This is a genomic window from Blautia sp. Marseille-P2398, from assembly GCF_964240315.1.
GTDB lineage: Bacteria > Bacillota > Clostridia > Lachnospirales > Lachnospiraceae > Blautia_A > Blautia_A wexlerae.
On the sequence record NZ_CAXSTD010000015.1, the window covers coordinates 1 to 15,840 of the forward strand.

General features: G+C 39.6%; 13 protein-coding genes and 1 pseudogene. 1 reads left to right on the plus strand and 13 read right to left on the minus strand.

Features of this window, described 5'->3' with window-relative positions:
* Positions 1-292: 292 nt before the first annotated feature.
* The 9 genes from ACESZG_RS15250 to ACESZG_RS15290 form a co-directional block, all read right to left on the minus strand.
* On the minus strand, positions 293-517 hold the full coding sequence (locus ACESZG_RS15250) for an acyl carrier protein (protein ID WP_008708237.1): 225 nt from the start codon (positions 515-517) through the stop codon (positions 293-295).
* Between the two features lie 74 nt (positions 518-591).
* Positions 592-1,791, minus strand: coding sequence for an alanine racemase (locus ACESZG_RS15255; protein ID WP_373218680.1), 1,200 nt, complete (start codon positions 1,789-1,791; stop codon positions 592-594).
* Positions 1,788-3,308, minus strand: coding sequence for an amino acid adenylation domain-containing protein (locus tag ACESZG_RS15260; RefSeq protein ID WP_373218682.1), 1,521 nt, complete (start codon positions 3,306-3,308; stop codon positions 1,788-1,790). The genes ACESZG_RS15255 and ACESZG_RS15260 overlap by 4 nt, the downstream gene beginning before the upstream one ends.
* A 72-nt stretch (positions 3,309-3,380) precedes the next feature.
* A complete protein-coding gene (locus ACESZG_RS15265) occupies positions 3,381-4,361 on the minus strand; it encodes a hypothetical protein (RefSeq protein WP_118593555.1) in 981 nt (326 codons plus the stop codon).
* The gene (locus ACESZG_RS15270; protein ID WP_020993151.1) at positions 4,348-5,859 is read right to left on the minus strand and encodes an MBOAT family protein; all 1,512 of its coding nucleotides are present in this window, start codon (positions 5,857-5,859) and stop codon (positions 4,348-4,350) included. The genes ACESZG_RS15265 and ACESZG_RS15270 overlap by 14 nt, the downstream gene beginning before the upstream one ends.
* 140 nt (positions 5,860-5,999) lie before the next feature.
* Entirely contained in the window at positions 6,000-6,947 is a 948-nt protein-coding gene (locus tag ACESZG_RS15275; RefSeq protein ID WP_373218684.1) for a hypothetical protein, read from the minus strand.
* A gap of 115 nt (positions 6,948-7,062) precedes the next feature.
* Positions 7,063-7,851 carry a transglutaminase domain-containing protein gene (locus ACESZG_RS15280; RefSeq protein WP_373218686.1) on the minus strand — a complete coding sequence of 263 codons (789 nt, stop codon included), beginning with the start codon at positions 7,849-7,851 and terminating at the stop codon, positions 7,063-7,065.
* 97 nt (positions 7,852-7,948) lie between these two features.
* Positions 7,949-8,617: a hypothetical protein gene (locus tag ACESZG_RS15285; RefSeq protein ID WP_055054258.1), complete on the minus strand. Its 669-nt coding sequence runs from the start codon at positions 8,615-8,617 to the stop codon at positions 7,949-7,951.
* 17 nt (positions 8,618-8,634) lie between these two features.
* Positions 8,635-9,600 (minus strand): hypothetical protein, encoded by a 966-nt coding sequence (locus ACESZG_RS15290; RefSeq protein WP_373218688.1) that lies wholly within the window; start codon positions 9,598-9,600, stop codon positions 8,635-8,637.
* A gap of 254 nt (positions 9,601-9,854) precedes the next feature.
* Between ACESZG_RS15290 and ACESZG_RS15295 the strand changes: the two are divergent.
* Positions 9,855-9,974 (plus strand): annotated as a pseudogene (locus ACESZG_RS15295) (SAM-dependent methyltransferase); the annotation flags it as partial.
* A 63-nt stretch (positions 9,975-10,037) separates the two neighbouring features.
* Here ACESZG_RS15295 and ACESZG_RS15300 read toward each other — a convergent pair.
* The 4 genes from ACESZG_RS15300 to ACESZG_RS15315 all read right to left on the minus strand — a co-directional run bounded on the left by ACESZG_RS15300 (position 10,038) and on the right by ACESZG_RS15315 (position 15,586).
* Positions 10,038-10,691, minus strand: coding sequence for an HAD family phosphatase (locus ACESZG_RS15300; RefSeq protein ID WP_227296163.1), 654 nt, complete (start codon positions 10,689-10,691; stop codon positions 10,038-10,040).
* Positions 10,691-11,041: an Hpt domain-containing protein gene (locus ACESZG_RS15305; protein WP_055060706.1), complete on the minus strand. Its 351-nt coding sequence runs from the start codon at positions 11,039-11,041 to the stop codon at positions 10,691-10,693. Before ACESZG_RS15305 ends, ACESZG_RS15300 begins: the two co-directional genes overlap by 1 nt.
* Before the next feature lie 358 nt (positions 11,042-11,399).
* The gene (locus ACESZG_RS15310) at positions 11,400-12,908 is read right to left on the minus strand and encodes a S1C family serine protease (protein ID WP_243100104.1); all 1,509 of its coding nucleotides are present in this window, start codon (positions 12,906-12,908) and stop codon (positions 11,400-11,402) included.
* Positions 12,909-13,096: 188 nt separating this feature from the next.
* On the minus strand, positions 13,097-15,586 hold the full coding sequence (locus ACESZG_RS15315; protein ID WP_173698304.1) for a DUF5722 domain-containing protein: 2,490 nt from the start codon (positions 15,584-15,586) through the stop codon (positions 13,097-13,099).
* Positions 15,587-15,840: the final 254 nt, after the last annotated feature.

Genomic DNA, 15,840 nt, shown 5'->3' on the forward strand with positions numbered 1-15,840 from the left:
ATTTCCGACAGCTCAACTAATATAACACCGAAAGCAGTCCCTGTCAACAGTTAATTTCATAATTTGACAAACTTTTTTATTTCCACCTTAGAGCATGTTTCAAACACACTCCACGATCCACCCAGTCCACATCAGACATTCATCCCATCTGACACCTGGATTCCATCCCTCAGCGCCATGTACAGGAATTGTTAATACACTGACAACCATCGCTATGCCTAATAATATTTCTGATCTCTCAACTGAAAAGCAGACAACCGGATTATAATTCCAGTTGTCTGCTTTGTATAAATCAACCTTTCAGTCTGCACACCATATCCCACAGTGCTTTTGCAGAGTTAAAATTCTCCGGGATAATATCTGCCGGAGTGATAGTAATGTCATAAGTATCCTGCAGTTCACTTACAATAGACAGGATTGCAAAGGAATCAAGGATTCCATCGTCAATCAAAGTATCACAGTTTTCAAAGTCTGCATCTGGCTGGATTTCTTCCAGTAATTCAATTAATTCTTCCATTTTTTCATATCTCCTATCTCCTTATTTTTTGTTTTTTCAGCAATTCCATTATTTTTCGGTATTGCCATGGTCTTTTATTTCTCTGAATTTAAAAGATCTGTATGTACACCATCCCGCACCATGCGCAATCCCTCTCCCTCTGTCCAGAAATAGATTCTCGGAAGAGGACGGCTCAGGAATAAATAGATTCCTTCTGTAACGGAATAAGCACCTACCCGTTCAAATACCAGTATATCATGAAGCTGCGGTTTGTGAAGTGGAAATCGCTTTACGACCACATCGCTGACCGTACAGAGGGCACCGCAAAGATTCCAGGATTCTTCTTCTCCCCCTGTCTTCTCATTTCCTTCTGTATCAAGCTGTGTACAGTACGGCTGTTTCATTGCCATCGCCTGTCCATAATAATTCAGATGATTGATACCACCGTCCATGATCACATACGGCTGTTCTTTATTCACCTTCATATCCACGATTGATGTCACATAATATCCACAGGCTGCTGCCAGAAATCTTCCCATCTCAAGAACAACCTTACCCTTGAAATTAAGACTTTCCAGAAGTGCTCTGAACTCACTCAGAATATTCTCCACGTCCTCGCTCTTATCCTTCTTAAAATATGGGACAAAAAATCCCGGACCATACTCAAGCACCTGTGCTTCAAATCCACTCTCAGATTTCAGCTCCCCGATAAATTCATCCAGATGCTCCAGCTCTGTTTTCATCTGACTGAGATCTTTCTTCTGAGTTCCGGAATAGAACTGAAGTCCCTCTATCTCAACCCCCGGATAATCTGTTCTGTCAGAAATGATTTTCCTGATATCTGCTTCATCTACGCCAAACTGATTTCCGCTTGTCACACGGATCAGCACCGTAATCTTCATGCCAAGTCTCACTGCAGTATCATTCAGAATCTGTAAATGCTGCAAAGACTCCACAGTATACACTCCCTTTCCTCCATATGTAGAAAATACATATTCCATATCTTTAGGGTTCTTATACACACCCGAAAGAACAATTCTCTCCATCGGCACACCAACACGCTCACAAATTCGAAATTCACCCGGTGAGCACACTTCAAATGTAGGAACCACATCCATCATGGGTCCTGTAAGAAAAGGGTTTGCTTTCATAGCATAACATAACTGTGTGCTCTCTCCAAGACAGCTCTGCACTTTTTTTACAAATTCCTTCATCTTATCCAGGTCAAAAACATAAGCTGGAGTTGGAATATGTTCTTTCTCGATCAGTTCTTTTATAAATCCATAGGAACTCATTTCTTTTCCTCCTGATACATAGCTGTAAGAGCTTTTCTGTCAATCTTTCCATTCTTTGTAAGAGGCATGCTCTCCACCTGGCGGAATACATTCGGAACCATAAAAGCAGGTACATACTGCCCCAACGCTTTTGCCAGCGGTCTTCTCTCAATATCTCCTTCATAAAAAGCTACGATTTTGCTTTTAACTGTATCAAAAATACAGCAGCTTCTCACAATCTCCGGAACCTTATCCATAGCAGCCTCGATTTCTCCAAGCTCAATACGATGTCCCATATGCTTAATCTGGAAATCCTTACGTGTTGCAAAGCACAACTCACCACGTTCATTATAATAAGCAAGATCACCGGTTCTGTACATTGGCTCCAGATATCTGTCATTCAGTGGATTCTGAACAAAAACCTTCGCAGTCTGTTCTCTGTTTTTGTAATATCCCAGTGCAAGTGCACTTCCTGTTACGCAGAGTTCACCATTTTTATTTTTCTCTGTGATCAGCTTGTCTTCTTCATCCAGAAGGAATACTTTTTCATTTGGAAATGCCTTGCCCATAGGAAGTACATCTCCAGGCTGGAACTCCCTGTCTACAATATAATACGTACAATTACATGTGATCTCAGTTGGTCCATAAATATTTACATACATAACATCCGGCAGATATTTTCTCCAGATATTCAGATGTTTCACAGGCATAGCCTCTCCTGAGAAAAGAATCTTCTTAATCTTATCCGGAACTTTATATTCAAATCCGTTCAAAGTTGAAATAATACACAGCGCAGATACCGCCCACACCAGCGTGGTCACTTCCCTCTCGATCAGATAGTCAATCAACTTCATCGGGAAAGAGAATAGCTGCTTCGGAATAATCTGGACAGTTGCTCCTGTCTTCAGTCCGGAATAAATATCTTTAACAGATACATCAAAATCCCAGGGTGCCTGATTTCCCATCACATCTTTATCTGTAATATCAAAAAGCTCTGTAAAACAATCAATAAAATCAAGCACTGAACGATGACCTACCACAACTCCCTTGGGAACTCCTGTTGACCCGGAAGTAAAAATTCCATACAGCGGATCCACATCCAATGCCTGTTCTCTGATCTCATTCAGCACAGCTTCATTCTCCTGCTCATCAGCAAGATCCGAAGCCATCAGAACCTTTCCTTTGAACTCCAGTTTCTCCAAATCCTTCAGATATTTCTCAGATGTAACGATCACATCACTGTCCAAAATTCCAAGGATCTGCTGAAGTCTGCTCGCCGGCTGTTTCGTATCCATCAGTACATAAAAGCATCCTGCATAAACAGCGCCCATGAAAACTCCTATTGTCTCTACACTCTTCTCCATAAATACAGGTACCGGATTTCTCGGTGTGAAATATTTCGCAAGTGCAGTTCCTGTTCTGCGTGCAGTCTGCTCCAGTTCTTTAAATGTGCAGGATGTATGTTCATCTGCAAAAGCTGTCTTATCCGGATATTTCCGTGCGGATTCTTCAAGATATTCCAGAATACTTGTCTTCATATGTAATTCCTCCCCTCTGTACTTCACAAGGTTTTTATATTGATTTATTACTGTCTTTTTGCAGCCTTGAAATTACTTCCTCTGTCCGGCACTCTCCAACACCTGTGCCAGCACTTCAGAATATTCTTTTGCGGCATCTCCATTCATATGTCCGTCATAATCTGTATATGCTTTCAGGTCATGTGTAAATGCCTTAAAATACTGCGTATTAAAGTTAAGATACTCTACGCCCTGTTCTTCAAAGAACTGCCCGAAATATTTCCATGCTGCATTATAACTGTCACTGTAATCCTTCAGAGTATTTATTGGAATTGGCGTAGTTACTGCAACAAACTCTATATCATTTTCCTTGCAGAATGTGATCAGCTTCTTCAGATATTCCATGTTCTCTTCGTTTACCTTACCCTCTTCATAGAGCTTAGGTTCTGATTTCTTAAGCTTTGTCACATCCACCGGATATCTCTCAATAAATCCACTTTCATGATATTCCTGAGAATCACTCTTCAGATGAGATACGTCATAATCACCCGTTACTTTCTGAGTAAATGTATCTTTGACTTTCGGCAATTCATAGCTGAGAGAATATTCATACCATGGGAAAAGCACAGTACGGAAATTACATTTCGCAATAGAATTCCAGAAATATTCTACCTTTGCTTTTGAAAATGGAAACTCATGATAAAAAAGCAGGTAATTATTTCCTTCTTCCTTTTCAGATACAAAATATCCCGGGTCAACCTCATAGATAATTCTCTTCGGATTCTGTTTCTCTTTGATCAGTTTAGTCAGATAATACGCATCGATTCCATACTCGCCTCCGACGCAAAGATTATGTCCACTGCGTCCGGTAACTTCCTGCATCACCTCCGGATCAATATCCATCTTTCCATGGGAAGTTCCCACGATAATGTCATCAAACTGCTGTGTCACAACTGCATGCACATCATTTCTCATAAATGTACATGGATAAAGTGCCAGGTCAAGTGCTGCCAGAAGAGCCACACACACGACCAATACCAGGAACGTTTTTAAAACTTTCTTAAAATTGTGCATAAATAAATCCTCTCGCTACTGCTGTTGATCCGAAGAATCCGATGGATGCCAGCAGACAAAAATAAATTGCTACAGTAATTGGCAGACTCAGTCCTGCAAGTGATTCTCTTATCTTCATGCCACGTTCCTGAAGGACACTTACAATAAACAGAATGATGCAGCCTGCTGCCAGGATTGCCAGCGCATAAGGGGTAAAAGCAGTTCCTTCTTTACCAGCCGGGATCAGCAGTAACTGTGACGGTGCAAACTTTGTGACAGAAAGCTTCATCATATGAAAAGCCTGTCCTACTGTGTCCGCTCTGTCAAAAAACCAGCTGATATTTACAAGGATAAAAGTACGGATGATCATAAATACATGATACCAGTTCTCTTTTCCAGTGATGTTGAATTTCTTTTTCCAGTTTCTGTAATGCTCTGCCATAAGTCCGCTGAAAGCAATGATAATACCATTGTACATACCGTATACAATATACTTCCAGGCAGCACCATGCCATACACCAACAACGAAGAATACGATCAGATTCGCCAGACAGATTGGTAATGTACGTCCGGTCTTTTTGCCAAATACCTTCTTGCCCCATTTGCCAAATTTTCCCATCCACTTGGATAATGTCACAGGATAGAACACATAATCCTTCATCCAGGTACCAAGAGTAATGTGCCAGCGGTGCCAGAAATCTGTAATGGAAATGGAGAAGAACGGACGCTTGAAGTTCTCATCCAGCTCAATTCCAAACATAGACGCAATACCAATTACCACATCCATACCACCGGAAAAATCTGCATATAGCTGAACTGTGTAAAATAATACACCAAAGATTGCCAGTCCGCTGTACTGATCCGGATTGTCGAAAATCGCATCTACAAACACTGCTGCCCAGTCCGCCAGGATCATCTTCTTAAAAAATCCCCAGAGAATGCGCTCAAAGCCTCTGGTAATATTCTTACCTTCGAATTTATGAGGTTCATAAAGCTGATGTGCCAAACGACTGTATCTTCCGATTGGTCCCTGCAGAATCTGTGGAAAGAAAGAAACAAACAATGCATATTTTACAGGATTCCTCTCCGCATCACATCTCTTCCAGTACACATCCAGAAGATATCCGGAGGATTGGAAAGTGTAAAACGATATTCCCAATGGAAGCAGGATTTCCATTCCTCTTAAATTCATATGAAACAAAGCATTGAGGTTCTCAATCATAAAATTTGTATACTTTATCACTCCAAGCATACCAAAATTCAATATTAATCCAAGCACCAGAAAATTTCTTGCACTTTTGTGGCTTCCACCTGCCTCTGCCTTTTCAACTGCAAGTGCAATCCCCCAGGTAACCAATGTGGAAAACAGGATAAAGCCCACGTAACGGACGCCACCTGCCAGATAATATATATAGCTGAAACATAACAAAACCAGCCACTGAAATTTGTGCGGCACAATATAATAAACAAGCACACTCACCGCCACAAACAGTAAAAACAAGTTTGAAACTAATGACATGATCTTTCTCCCTAAATATGTACAATTCTTCAGTTGTACTTATAATAAGGGCACTGCACTATGTTATTCCCTCAGATAATGCAGTGCCCTGTTTTATTATACTTTTTAATGCATTTTCCCTTTACAACTACTGAATCTGATTAATTTAATAACCCATTATCCAGACATCCGTCTCCACCGTCATCGGAACCACCATCATCAGAACCATCATAATCACCGGAATCATCATTACCATAATCATAATCATTACTGTAATCATAGTCATTACTATAATCATAGTCATTGTTGTAATCATAGTCATTGCTGTAATCACTACTGTTATCATAACTCTGCGTTGTTTCAGAAGCTGCCTGTGCAGCTGCCTCAGTTGGCTTCGGAGCTAATGCTTTCTCTGTTTCCAGAGTATTGTATTCTTTCTTCTGGCTGATACTGTCAAATACCAGATATGCTACTTCACCTTCCAGATGAAGTTCTGCTTCCTCTGTATCGCCAAATGGGAAAGTGTGGATCTCAGCAGTTGTTCCATCCTCGAAAGTTAACTGAATATTATATTTCGGGATTTCCTTCTCAGCATCATCCTTATCTTCGCCTTCTGCTTTTTCATCTGTTTTGACATCTTCTGTTTTTGTTTCTTCAGTATCTGTGGTCTCTTTTGCATCATCTGAAGAATCCTTGTTTTCCTCATCTGCTTTATCTTTAGCACTCGGATCAAACCAGAGAACTCTTTCCTCATCTGCTTCGAACTTATCTTCTTCTTTCAGGAAATTATCCGGATATTCTTCGTCTTTTTCATTCTTAACAGTAACACCTGTGATAACTTTACCTGTAAGATTTTTCAGTTTTACAGAAAAAACACCCTCTGTGTCCTCTTCCGGTTTCTCACCAATTGTCTTTAAATCTTCTTTCTCTTCATCAGCTTTATCTGCATCTTCTGCTACATCTTTATCTTCAGATTCTGTGGAATCCTTATCCGCATCTTCTGAAGTCTCTGTTTTTGCTGTAGTATCTGCTGCCATCACTGCCTGACTGAATACAAGACTGCTTCCAAGTGCAGCCATCATAAATGCTGTTACAACTTTTTTCTTCATTGTCTTTAAATCCTTTCTGGTCATTCTTTATAGTTCTTGTTTGCCTTACTGTTAAACAGATAAAATCATTCACTTCGTTACTTGCTCGTAACCAAAGTCAAAAACATTTCAATGCTTAGTTAACTCTCTTATAATTTACATATTTCAGAGTACGTTTCGCACCATATGTAAGTTTATAACCATTCAGTTTGTATTCCTTCTGGAAATTCGGATCATACACATAAGTTTTCTTTTTACCATTCACCTTCTGATCTATTTCAACCCACGCATGTGCTCCCTTCTTACCACCGGATTTCTGGAAATATCCTTTTACATAATGAGCATCATATCCTGCGACTTTAGCCATCCAGTAGAAAGTAGCTGCCATTACATAACAATCGCCACTGCCTGTTTTAAATCCATATAAACCATATTCTGTAGGTGTTTTTTTAGAAACCTTTACATTGCCTGCATACTGCAGAGAAACAGACCAGTTGAATGCCTTCTTCAGATTTCCTTTACACTTCTGAAGTCGGACTGCAGCCATAGTTTCTACTGCTGACAGCTTTGTTGCCTGTCCATTCTTTTTAATCTTATAATAAGTCTTTGCATTAACCTTATAATACGGTTTATTAGTCACAAGTTTTCCGGTTTTATCAAAACAATACGTATATTTACCGATCTTCTCTACCTTGTTTGTAATTTTCTCACCATTTACATAATAATATTTAACTCCATCAACAGTTTCCCATCCTTCCTTCTTCTCCGGAAGTGGTGCCGGAGTTACATCTGGTGTCTCAACTGTATTATCTGTTGTTCCATCCACATAATTAACGATCGTTGACTTTTCTGCCATAGCCGGCATTGCAGGTGTAAATACCATTACTGAGCTAAGTAATAATGCTGTGATTTTTTTCCTGTTCATAACTCTGTTCCTTTCTTTTTTGTTAACTTACTATCTGCAAATTGCTTCAGCTGCTTTATAATTTTTCACAGCTGAAGCAACCGATTAGCCTGGATAATTATTGTCTTGCCGTAATACTCGCAACAACTTCTGCGCTGCTTCCTTTTCCTGTAGGACGCACAACATTTAACTGTACATAATCGTATGTATATGTGACATCCTTGCCATTTCCATCAAGCATACAGGTATTGCCTTTACTTATTGTACACTTTTTATATTTTCCCAGAATCTTCTTAATCTTTGACGCATTGTTCTGTTTTGCCAGAGTAGATGTTGCCGCATATTTTCTATATAAAGACGTCTTCTTTTTATCTACAGCTCCTGTTTTTGGATTAAAGTAATACAGCTTCGGAATCTCATACATGCTGACACTTCCTACACGTATTCCCTTTACTGTGTGACCACTTACATCAAACCCATAGTACTTACCATTAATCTTCTTCATCAGAATACCATACTTACCAACCATATCCTGATCCGCCTGATAAGCAGCTCCGTTTTTTCCGAAATAATAACGGAAACCCTTTGCTGTTACTCCCCACTGCTGAGTAACCTTCTGGTTATTCTCATCATATCCATATCTCTTTCCTGTCTTTTTGTCCAGTTTTACCTTAACAGTCTGCGGTCCTGCTGCCTGTACTGTCACTGTTTCTGCTACAACAGCCAACGGTGTCAGCATAAGAAGCATACAAAGCACAACTGCAAGGAATCTCTTTGTTTTCTTCATTCTCCATACTCCTTTTCTTAAAATTTAATTTTATGTTCTATTGTATATGCAGGACGTGTAGCTGCGCCAAACAACGTTCCGTACATATTATCATAATAGAGCCCGTTAATCATAACAAAGCTGTGTCCATCCGGAATTGTAATAACATAGGGTTCATATCCCAGTTCCTTCGCGATTGCAGCCACACTGCTGGCAATTCCATAACAGTTTCCTGTAAGACCGTTCTGGAACATCTGAAGGGAATATTTATAAACCCAATCTTTTGTCTTAAACTCCTGAGGTGTAGGATCCATGTATCCTACAAAGTTTGTATAGGCCATAATATAATAAAAGCAGGAACGGAATTTTTCATAATTACTTGCATTGGCATTACTGTGACGTGCAATAAAGTTCCTTGCCGCAAGCTTGCATCTCGCCTGTGTCAGATTTGAAGCATATCCGTTCTTATTAAATTTAATTCCACCTACTGTCTCATTTGTTGCGCATTTACCGTTCTTATATACATAGTACATTTTTCCATTTAGTTCATTCCATCCGGCAACAGCTCTTCCTTTTGCATCAACGAAATATTTGACGCCATTAACCTTTACAACTGCCTTCTTCCCCGGGGCCACTCTCCGGGCATATTTATCAAACACATAGTAAACACCTTTTACTTTATAATATCCATCATGAGCAGCAACTCCATTGGATTTAAACCAGTAATATTTACCATTAATCTTTTTCCATTTATTTCTGACTGGTTTGTTATTTACGTAATAGCGATATACTTTCCCTTCTTTCATCAGTCCGTTTTTAGGCACTGGTGTTGGTTTCGGTGTTGATGTCGGTAATGGCAGTTCCGGTGTTACCTCCGGTGAAGGTGTTACACCCTCCTGTGACAGGTCAGCCGCATAAGCACTTCCTGCTCCAGATGTAAGTGCTGCCGTCAGCATCATCGCTGTGAGTGTAACCTTCAGTGCTGTAAATCTTTTCCTCTTCATTTTCTATTCCTCCTGAGAAATTTTGCTCGAAGTTTCCTCCCTTCCTTTTGAAATATACTCTTCAGAGTACATTTGAATTTTATATTACAATTATAGTATATTGAAGAGTTCATTTCAATTAATACGACGACTTTTTATACAAAAACTTCCAGTTTTTTATAATCAACCTTTCACAAGATTCCACCACTTTTTTCTCTGTCTTTGTACAATTCTTCCATTGGCGCTAACTCCCTTTCAAGATATATCATAGTCCTGTGTGGGATCTTTACCTGTCCGTATGTGCAGCTACTTTCCATAACGGAATCATTGATCTTCACCAGATTCTTATGATCAAAGAAATTAATAATAATCTGCCAATGACACATTGGTACTAATTTACCGATAACTTACTAAAAAGAAGAGGTTTCGTTACCCCAAAGTTTAACGAAACCTCTTCTTTATATTGTCAAACATATATTCTCAATCGCCGTATCCATCCTGTCACAGTAACAGTCGCAGACTTCTTTCATTTTGGAAATATTCTTCCTGTTTTCTTCATCATAGACACCAACAACCACAAATCCTGCTTTTTTTGCAGTTTCCGCTGCATGAAGCGCATCCTCAAATACAAGTGTCTCATTCGGTTCTGCCTGCATAGATTCTGCTGCCTTCAGATAGATCAACGGTTCATCTTTTCCTGCACCTGTTTCTGTACAGGTGTAAATCTGCTCAAAATAATCCAGAATCCCGTTTCTCGCAAGTGCTGCTTCTGTCAGCTCTCGGTTTCCAGATGTTGCAACTGTCATCTGTATATTTCTCTCTTTAAACCATTCCAGAGTTTTCTTCACTCCTGGTTTCAACGGTGCTTCAAATCGGTAAAAATCACTTACAATTTTCAGAACCTCTTCTATAATCTGTGAAATGGACTTATCCAACTGGTATTTTTCTTTCATCCAGGCGGCTCCCTGCTCCAGACTCATAGTGTGCAGAGCAGCCCGGAGATTTTTCTCTGCTGTGATATTCTGACTCGCAAGATAACGTTCTCCAATATCCTCCCACACAGACATAGAATCCAGCAGCGTTCCATCTACATCAAAAATCGCTGCCTTCATCAGTCTTCCATCATATGAATCGCATCTACTGTATTATTGTACTGCTCTTCCACTCTTGCCAGAAGTTCTTCACAGCCTTCAGTATCTCTTCCTCTGAGCTTCTCTGTAATATCAAAGCTTGCCTTATACAGATTATCAAATCCAAGGTTCTGGCATACACCTTTTAAGGTATGAGCTGCACGAAAAGCTTCTTCCCCATTTTTCTGTACCAGATTATCCTTCAGACTCCGGAAACTTCCATCATCCAGAAATTTCTTTGCAAATTTCTTAATAAGAACCTCACTTCTCAGTCTTCCAAGTACACCTTCATAATCTGCACCCATCTGTTCATAACATTCTTTTACTGTCATATTTTTCTCCTCTTTATCCCCATCTGCACTGTTAAACCTGCGTTCTCGCAATGATATTATTATATCACGCCATATAGCTGTTCTCAAGTGCTCTTTCGCAAAAGCACCTTAGAATCTTTGTTACTGTTCACACACCACTATAATATAATCAACCCGCCACAGTGTGATCCTGCCCGGAGGGCTTTATTATGCTATAAGAATATTATGGAATGGTTTCCCATAGCATAATAAAGCACTTTCACATGTAATTTTCTCACATATGAAAGTGCTGATATCAGGCAGATGAAATCATCCGCATCACTACACACTATCACAGATTTTATATCCGGATATCATATAATTTTATTTTCTGCCGGTATTATCTGAAAAATCCCTGATTCTCAAAGTACTGGATAAATGGATTCTCACTTTCCTCTGTATCATCGGAGTCCATACTATCCTCACTGTCTGTATCTTCGTCTACATCTTCATCAGCATCTTTTGAGGATTTCTTAGAATCCTTTTTAGATTTCTTACTGTCTTTATCGTTATCATCACTGTCATCAGCATCTGTATTCTCATCCAGAGTTACTTTAACAGTCTCTTCTTTATAACTTGTTCCATGAGGAACCTGCACAGTCAGCTCTACCTCTTCATCTGGTTCATAATAGGAAAGATATTCGCTCAGCTGATCAATACTTGAAACAGCTTTTCCATTAAATTCAGTAATAACGCTGTTTGCTTTCAGACCTGCTTTATCAGCAGCTCCACCTTCTGTTACTTTTTTTACAAAAACTCCTGCCGGAATGCCATACATCTGAACTGCCTCAGAACTTACAGAAGAACCTTCGATTCCAAGTACACCATGTTCAGAATCATCCAGTTTATCTCTTGATGTCTCATTCATCAGATTCTGAAGAATGTCAGTCACGTCTGAGATTGCAATTGCATAACCCATACCTTCTACTTCAGTAGAAGCAAGTTTTGCAGAGTTGATACCAACAACCTCGCCTTCCATATTCAGAAGAGCACCGCCACTGTTACCAGGGTTGATAGCCGCATCTGTCTGGATCAGGTTTACACCGTCACTGCTGTCATCACTTCCATCTGTTACTGTGTTATTGTCAGAATCCATTCTGCGGTTCTTGGCACTTACGATACCGGTTGTAACAGACTGTCCATATCCAAGAGCATTACCGATTGCAACTACCTGCTCGCCTACCTTCAGATCATCAGAACTGCCAATATTCGCAATTGAAATGGCGTCCATTGTATCATCTTCAACATCATCCAGAGATACAGATACAACTGCAAGATCTCTCTCTTCATCAAATCCCTTTACGGATGCCTCCACTGCATTTCCATCTGTAAATGCAACTGACAATGTATCCGCACCTTCTACTACATGATAATTTGTAGCAATCAGAAGTTCATCATCATTCTTACCAACAATAATACCGGAACCACTGCCCTCTACTTCCTGTTCCTGCTGCTGTGGCGCATATCCATACATTCCATACATTCCGAAGTAATTCTGTACCTCCTGAACTGACTTGGTTGTAATAGATACAATAGATGGAAGTGCTTCTGATACGATTTCAGACACATCAAGGCTTCCTTTTGCTGTGCTACCTGTATCTTTGCCGGTATCTGATTTGGAATCACTGGCATCTGCATCCTTCTTCTCGGATTTTGCATATGTCAGGGTTGTCTCGTCCTTATTTGAAGCAGCTTCTACCGTTGTGGCTCCACTCCATCCTGCAAGTTTATTTACTCCCTCAAAGCTTCCTGCTGCCAGTCCTCCTGCAAGTACTGCACATAAGCTGAATGTAAGACCTTTCTTTGCAATCTTTCTGATTTTATCATTTCTGTTATCTTTGTTCATCATAATAAAGTCCCTCCATGAATCTATGTCATTTATCTATGTCATTTATTTATCTCTGTTTCCTTTTGATGCTTCTAAGTATAGGAATGATTTGTGTTCTTTGTGTGGGAAAAATGTGTTTAATTTGTGACAATTTTATACATTTCCAATATGACAGCAATTTTTAAAATCAGTCCTGTCTGTCAGTTACATCACTTTCGATACATGGAGGAAATTTTTCCGGTACTATATCCCGGAACCAGTGATTTCCAGTTTCCAACCTGACTTTTTAGTACCTTTTCTGTATATTTCAGGGAATTGGAACTATCCATATTTTTAAAGACATTATACGCTGTTTTCTTTTTCCCATTGGCATCCTTCAATCCCATTGCCAATCCCTGAGCCACCTCATGGGCTTCATCTTTATAGCTTCTTATAATAAATGCATCAATCATTGGATTGCAGGCAGCCTTATAATAGGCCAGTGCAATTGCTGCTGCCTGATTTGCCTGTCCTCCATAAGTGGAAGAAAATCCCTGTTCCGAAAGAATGATCCTTGTATTGGAACCAAATCTGTTTTTCACATAATCTGTAAGTGTCTGGATATTACGCATAGTGATAAACGTGGTGGTGTTCGCATCACTGGTAAACATGGATGCATTTGCACCTGACCAGAACTGTGAATCTGAAAGCGGCTGATTATATGCATGATATGCCAGATTCCAGTTCACATCTTTCTGCATATCAGAAATCTTCGCCGCAAAGCTTTCCAGAGTTGATCTTGCACTATAGCAGATAGTAAAGGCATTTTTCTGATTCCAGCAATTATCCAGACAGATAAATACTTTGGAACTTCCCCGGCTGCTTTTCACTGCATTGTAAAGGCAGCGAAAAGCTTCACTGTACATGGAGATAAATTTTGAAAAACTGACATTCCCTACATAATAATATCCACTTGCACTGTTTACTTCATTTCCCAGGATCCAGTTACTTATATAACAGTTATTTTTTCCAAACTTCTCTCCCAGATATGCAAACATTGCTTCCATAGTCTGTCTAGTTGTGCTGTTATCTGTGTTCCATCCATAATAAGCTGTTTCTGCATAAGGACTGTTTCCCGTAATAAAGCTCTGCGTACTGGCATTCCTGTCAATACTGATCTGTGCAGTCACCTGGATTCCCTTTGCATTACATTGCTGAACAAGATATACATATCCGTACAGACCATTAAAATGATATGTTTTCCCATTATATTTATATGTTTCCACACCACTGTCTTTTCGCATCAGGTCTGAAATATATAAGTTAAAAAATACTGTTTTGGATTTTGTATCTGTCAGCTCGTTGATATCTGTAGCCTGAATTCCTTTTTTGGTCCCCGGAACAAAATATGCTGCTGTATTTGTACTGAGTTTCTCCGGATTGCTGACATAGCTTTTCGGACTGATCACACTATACGCAGATTTAGATTTTTTTATCCCTATGGCAAATTTTCCCTGTGCATATTCCGGATGTCCGGAAATGTTCAGCTTAAATGTAATCTTCCCTTTTGCCTTCTCCGGCTTCTTTACTTTACCCACCGTTTTTTTCACTTTACCGGAATTAGAATCTACATACACCAGATAGTAATAACCATCCGAACTTTTCACATAATTTGAAACAGTTGCGGATACAGTGATGGTATTCACCTTTGTTCCTTTTACATAATCCAGTGATGCAGCTTTCGCCGAAGGACTGATTTCCTTTGTCCATTTTGCATATAAAGTAAGGGAACCTTCTGAACCCTTTTCAATCACACTTATCTGATTTTTATACTTACTGTCTGTATACCATCCCACAAAATGATATCCGGAACGCGTCGGCTTTTTAAATTTAATCTCATCTTCTGAAGTATAAGTTTTGGGATTAGCAGTATTATTTTTTCCTTTATTAAGTTTATATGTGATTTTATATTCGGATGCTTTCTCCCAGATTGCATACAGGGTTATTGCTGTTGTATCTCCTGCTGCAATAGCCTTATCTGTAGATATATCCGGGCTTGTTCCATCATTTTCTGTGTCTGATATCTGCATTTCTGCCTTATCAGTTTTTTCTTCCCATGATGCGCTGTCCGTCTGTGCCACATCATTTTCTTCCTGCATCACATCTTTTTCTGGTTTTATTTCTTCTCCGGCTTCTGTCCTCTCACTGGTTTCCTGAGCCTGCTTTGCCATATCTGCTGTTTCAAGAAGTTTCTTAATAGAATCTCCCGGTTTATAAGTTTCACCGGTTCCATCTTCTTTCGTATTCCACTCTTTAAAAATGTAACCTGTCTTTCCCTTCAGTGCTTCCGGTACTTTAGCAGTATCCGCATCTGCATAGGGTATCACATATGTTTTTTCCAGTTTACCATCACTGTAAAGCAGAATGTTATAACCTTCCGCACTCTGTCCGGCATTTACTGAATCTTCTGTCTCCGACTGTTCCGGTTCCTGATCTTTTAACTCTCCTGTTCCAAACTCATCTCCACTGTTATTCTCATCAGATATTTTATTTCCTGACTCACTTCCTGTCTCATATCCGGCACCATCTTCAAAAACATCTGCTGCTGATTCAACACTTCCTGCCGAAAACTCTGAAGCCCACAATGTCTGCGGTATACAAGACGGAACTATCATAGATACCGCCAGTCCCATTGCTATAAACTTTTTCCATCTTTTCATATTCGTCTTCCTTTCTCTTTTTACATTTTACGAAATTGTTGTAACTATCCAGTATTCCATTTTCTTCATTTTCCTCCTGTCTTACAGTATAACATTTGAAAAATCCACAGACAACAAAAGACTGTCAAAATCAGGACACTAATATGTGATTTTCCTGATTTTAACAGTCTTTTATAAAATTTCCAAACTGCGAAGCAGTTATTCGGTGTAGAGCTGCGTAGCGAAGCGGATGATTTTATCCGCTTGACTTTTGA

Coding starts and splice junctions, on each gene's coding strand:
- ACESZG_RS15250 (WP_008708237.1), bottom strand. CDS start 517: ATGGAAGAATTAATTGAATTACTGGAAGAAATCCAGCCAGATGCAGAC.
- ACESZG_RS15255 (WP_373218680.1), bottom strand. CDS start 1,791: ATGAGTTCCTATGGATTTATAAAAGAACTGATCGAGAAAGAACATATT.
- ACESZG_RS15260 (WP_373218682.1), bottom strand. CDS start 3,308: ATGAAGACAAGTATTCTGGAATATCTTGAAGAATCCGCACGGAAATAT.
- ACESZG_RS15265 (WP_118593555.1), bottom strand. CDS start 4,361: ATGCACAATTTTAAGAAAGTTTTAAAAACGTTCCTGGTATTGGTCGTG.
- ACESZG_RS15270 (WP_020993151.1), bottom strand. CDS start 5,859: ATGTCATTAGTTTCAAACTTGTTTTTACTGTTTGTGGCGGTGAGTGTG.
- ACESZG_RS15275 (WP_373218684.1), bottom strand. CDS start 6,947: ATGAAGAAAAAAGTTGTAACAGCATTTATGATGGCTGCACTTGGAAGC.
- ACESZG_RS15280 (WP_373218686.1), bottom strand. CDS start 7,851: ATGAACAGGAAAAAAATCACAGCATTATTACTTAGCTCAGTAATGGTA.
- ACESZG_RS15285 (WP_055054258.1), bottom strand. CDS start 8,617: ATGAAGAAAACAAAGAGATTCCTTGCAGTTGTGCTTTGTATGCTTCTT.
- ACESZG_RS15290 (WP_373218688.1), bottom strand. CDS start 9,600: ATGAAGAGGAAAAGATTTACAGCACTGAAGGTTACACTCACAGCGATG.
- ACESZG_RS15300 (WP_227296163.1), bottom strand. CDS start 10,691: ATGAAGGCAGCGATTTTTGATGTAGATGGAACGCTGCTGGATTCTATG.
- ACESZG_RS15305 (WP_055060706.1), bottom strand. CDS start 11,041: ATGACAGTAAAAGAATGTTATGAACAGATGGGTGCAGATTATGAAGGT.
- ACESZG_RS15310 (WP_243100104.1), bottom strand. CDS start 12,908: ATGATGAACAAAGATAACAGAAATGATAAAATCAGAAAGATTGCAAAG.
- ACESZG_RS15315 (WP_173698304.1), bottom strand. CDS start 15,586: ATGAAAAGATGGAAAAAGTTTATAGCAATGGGACTGGCGGTATCTATG.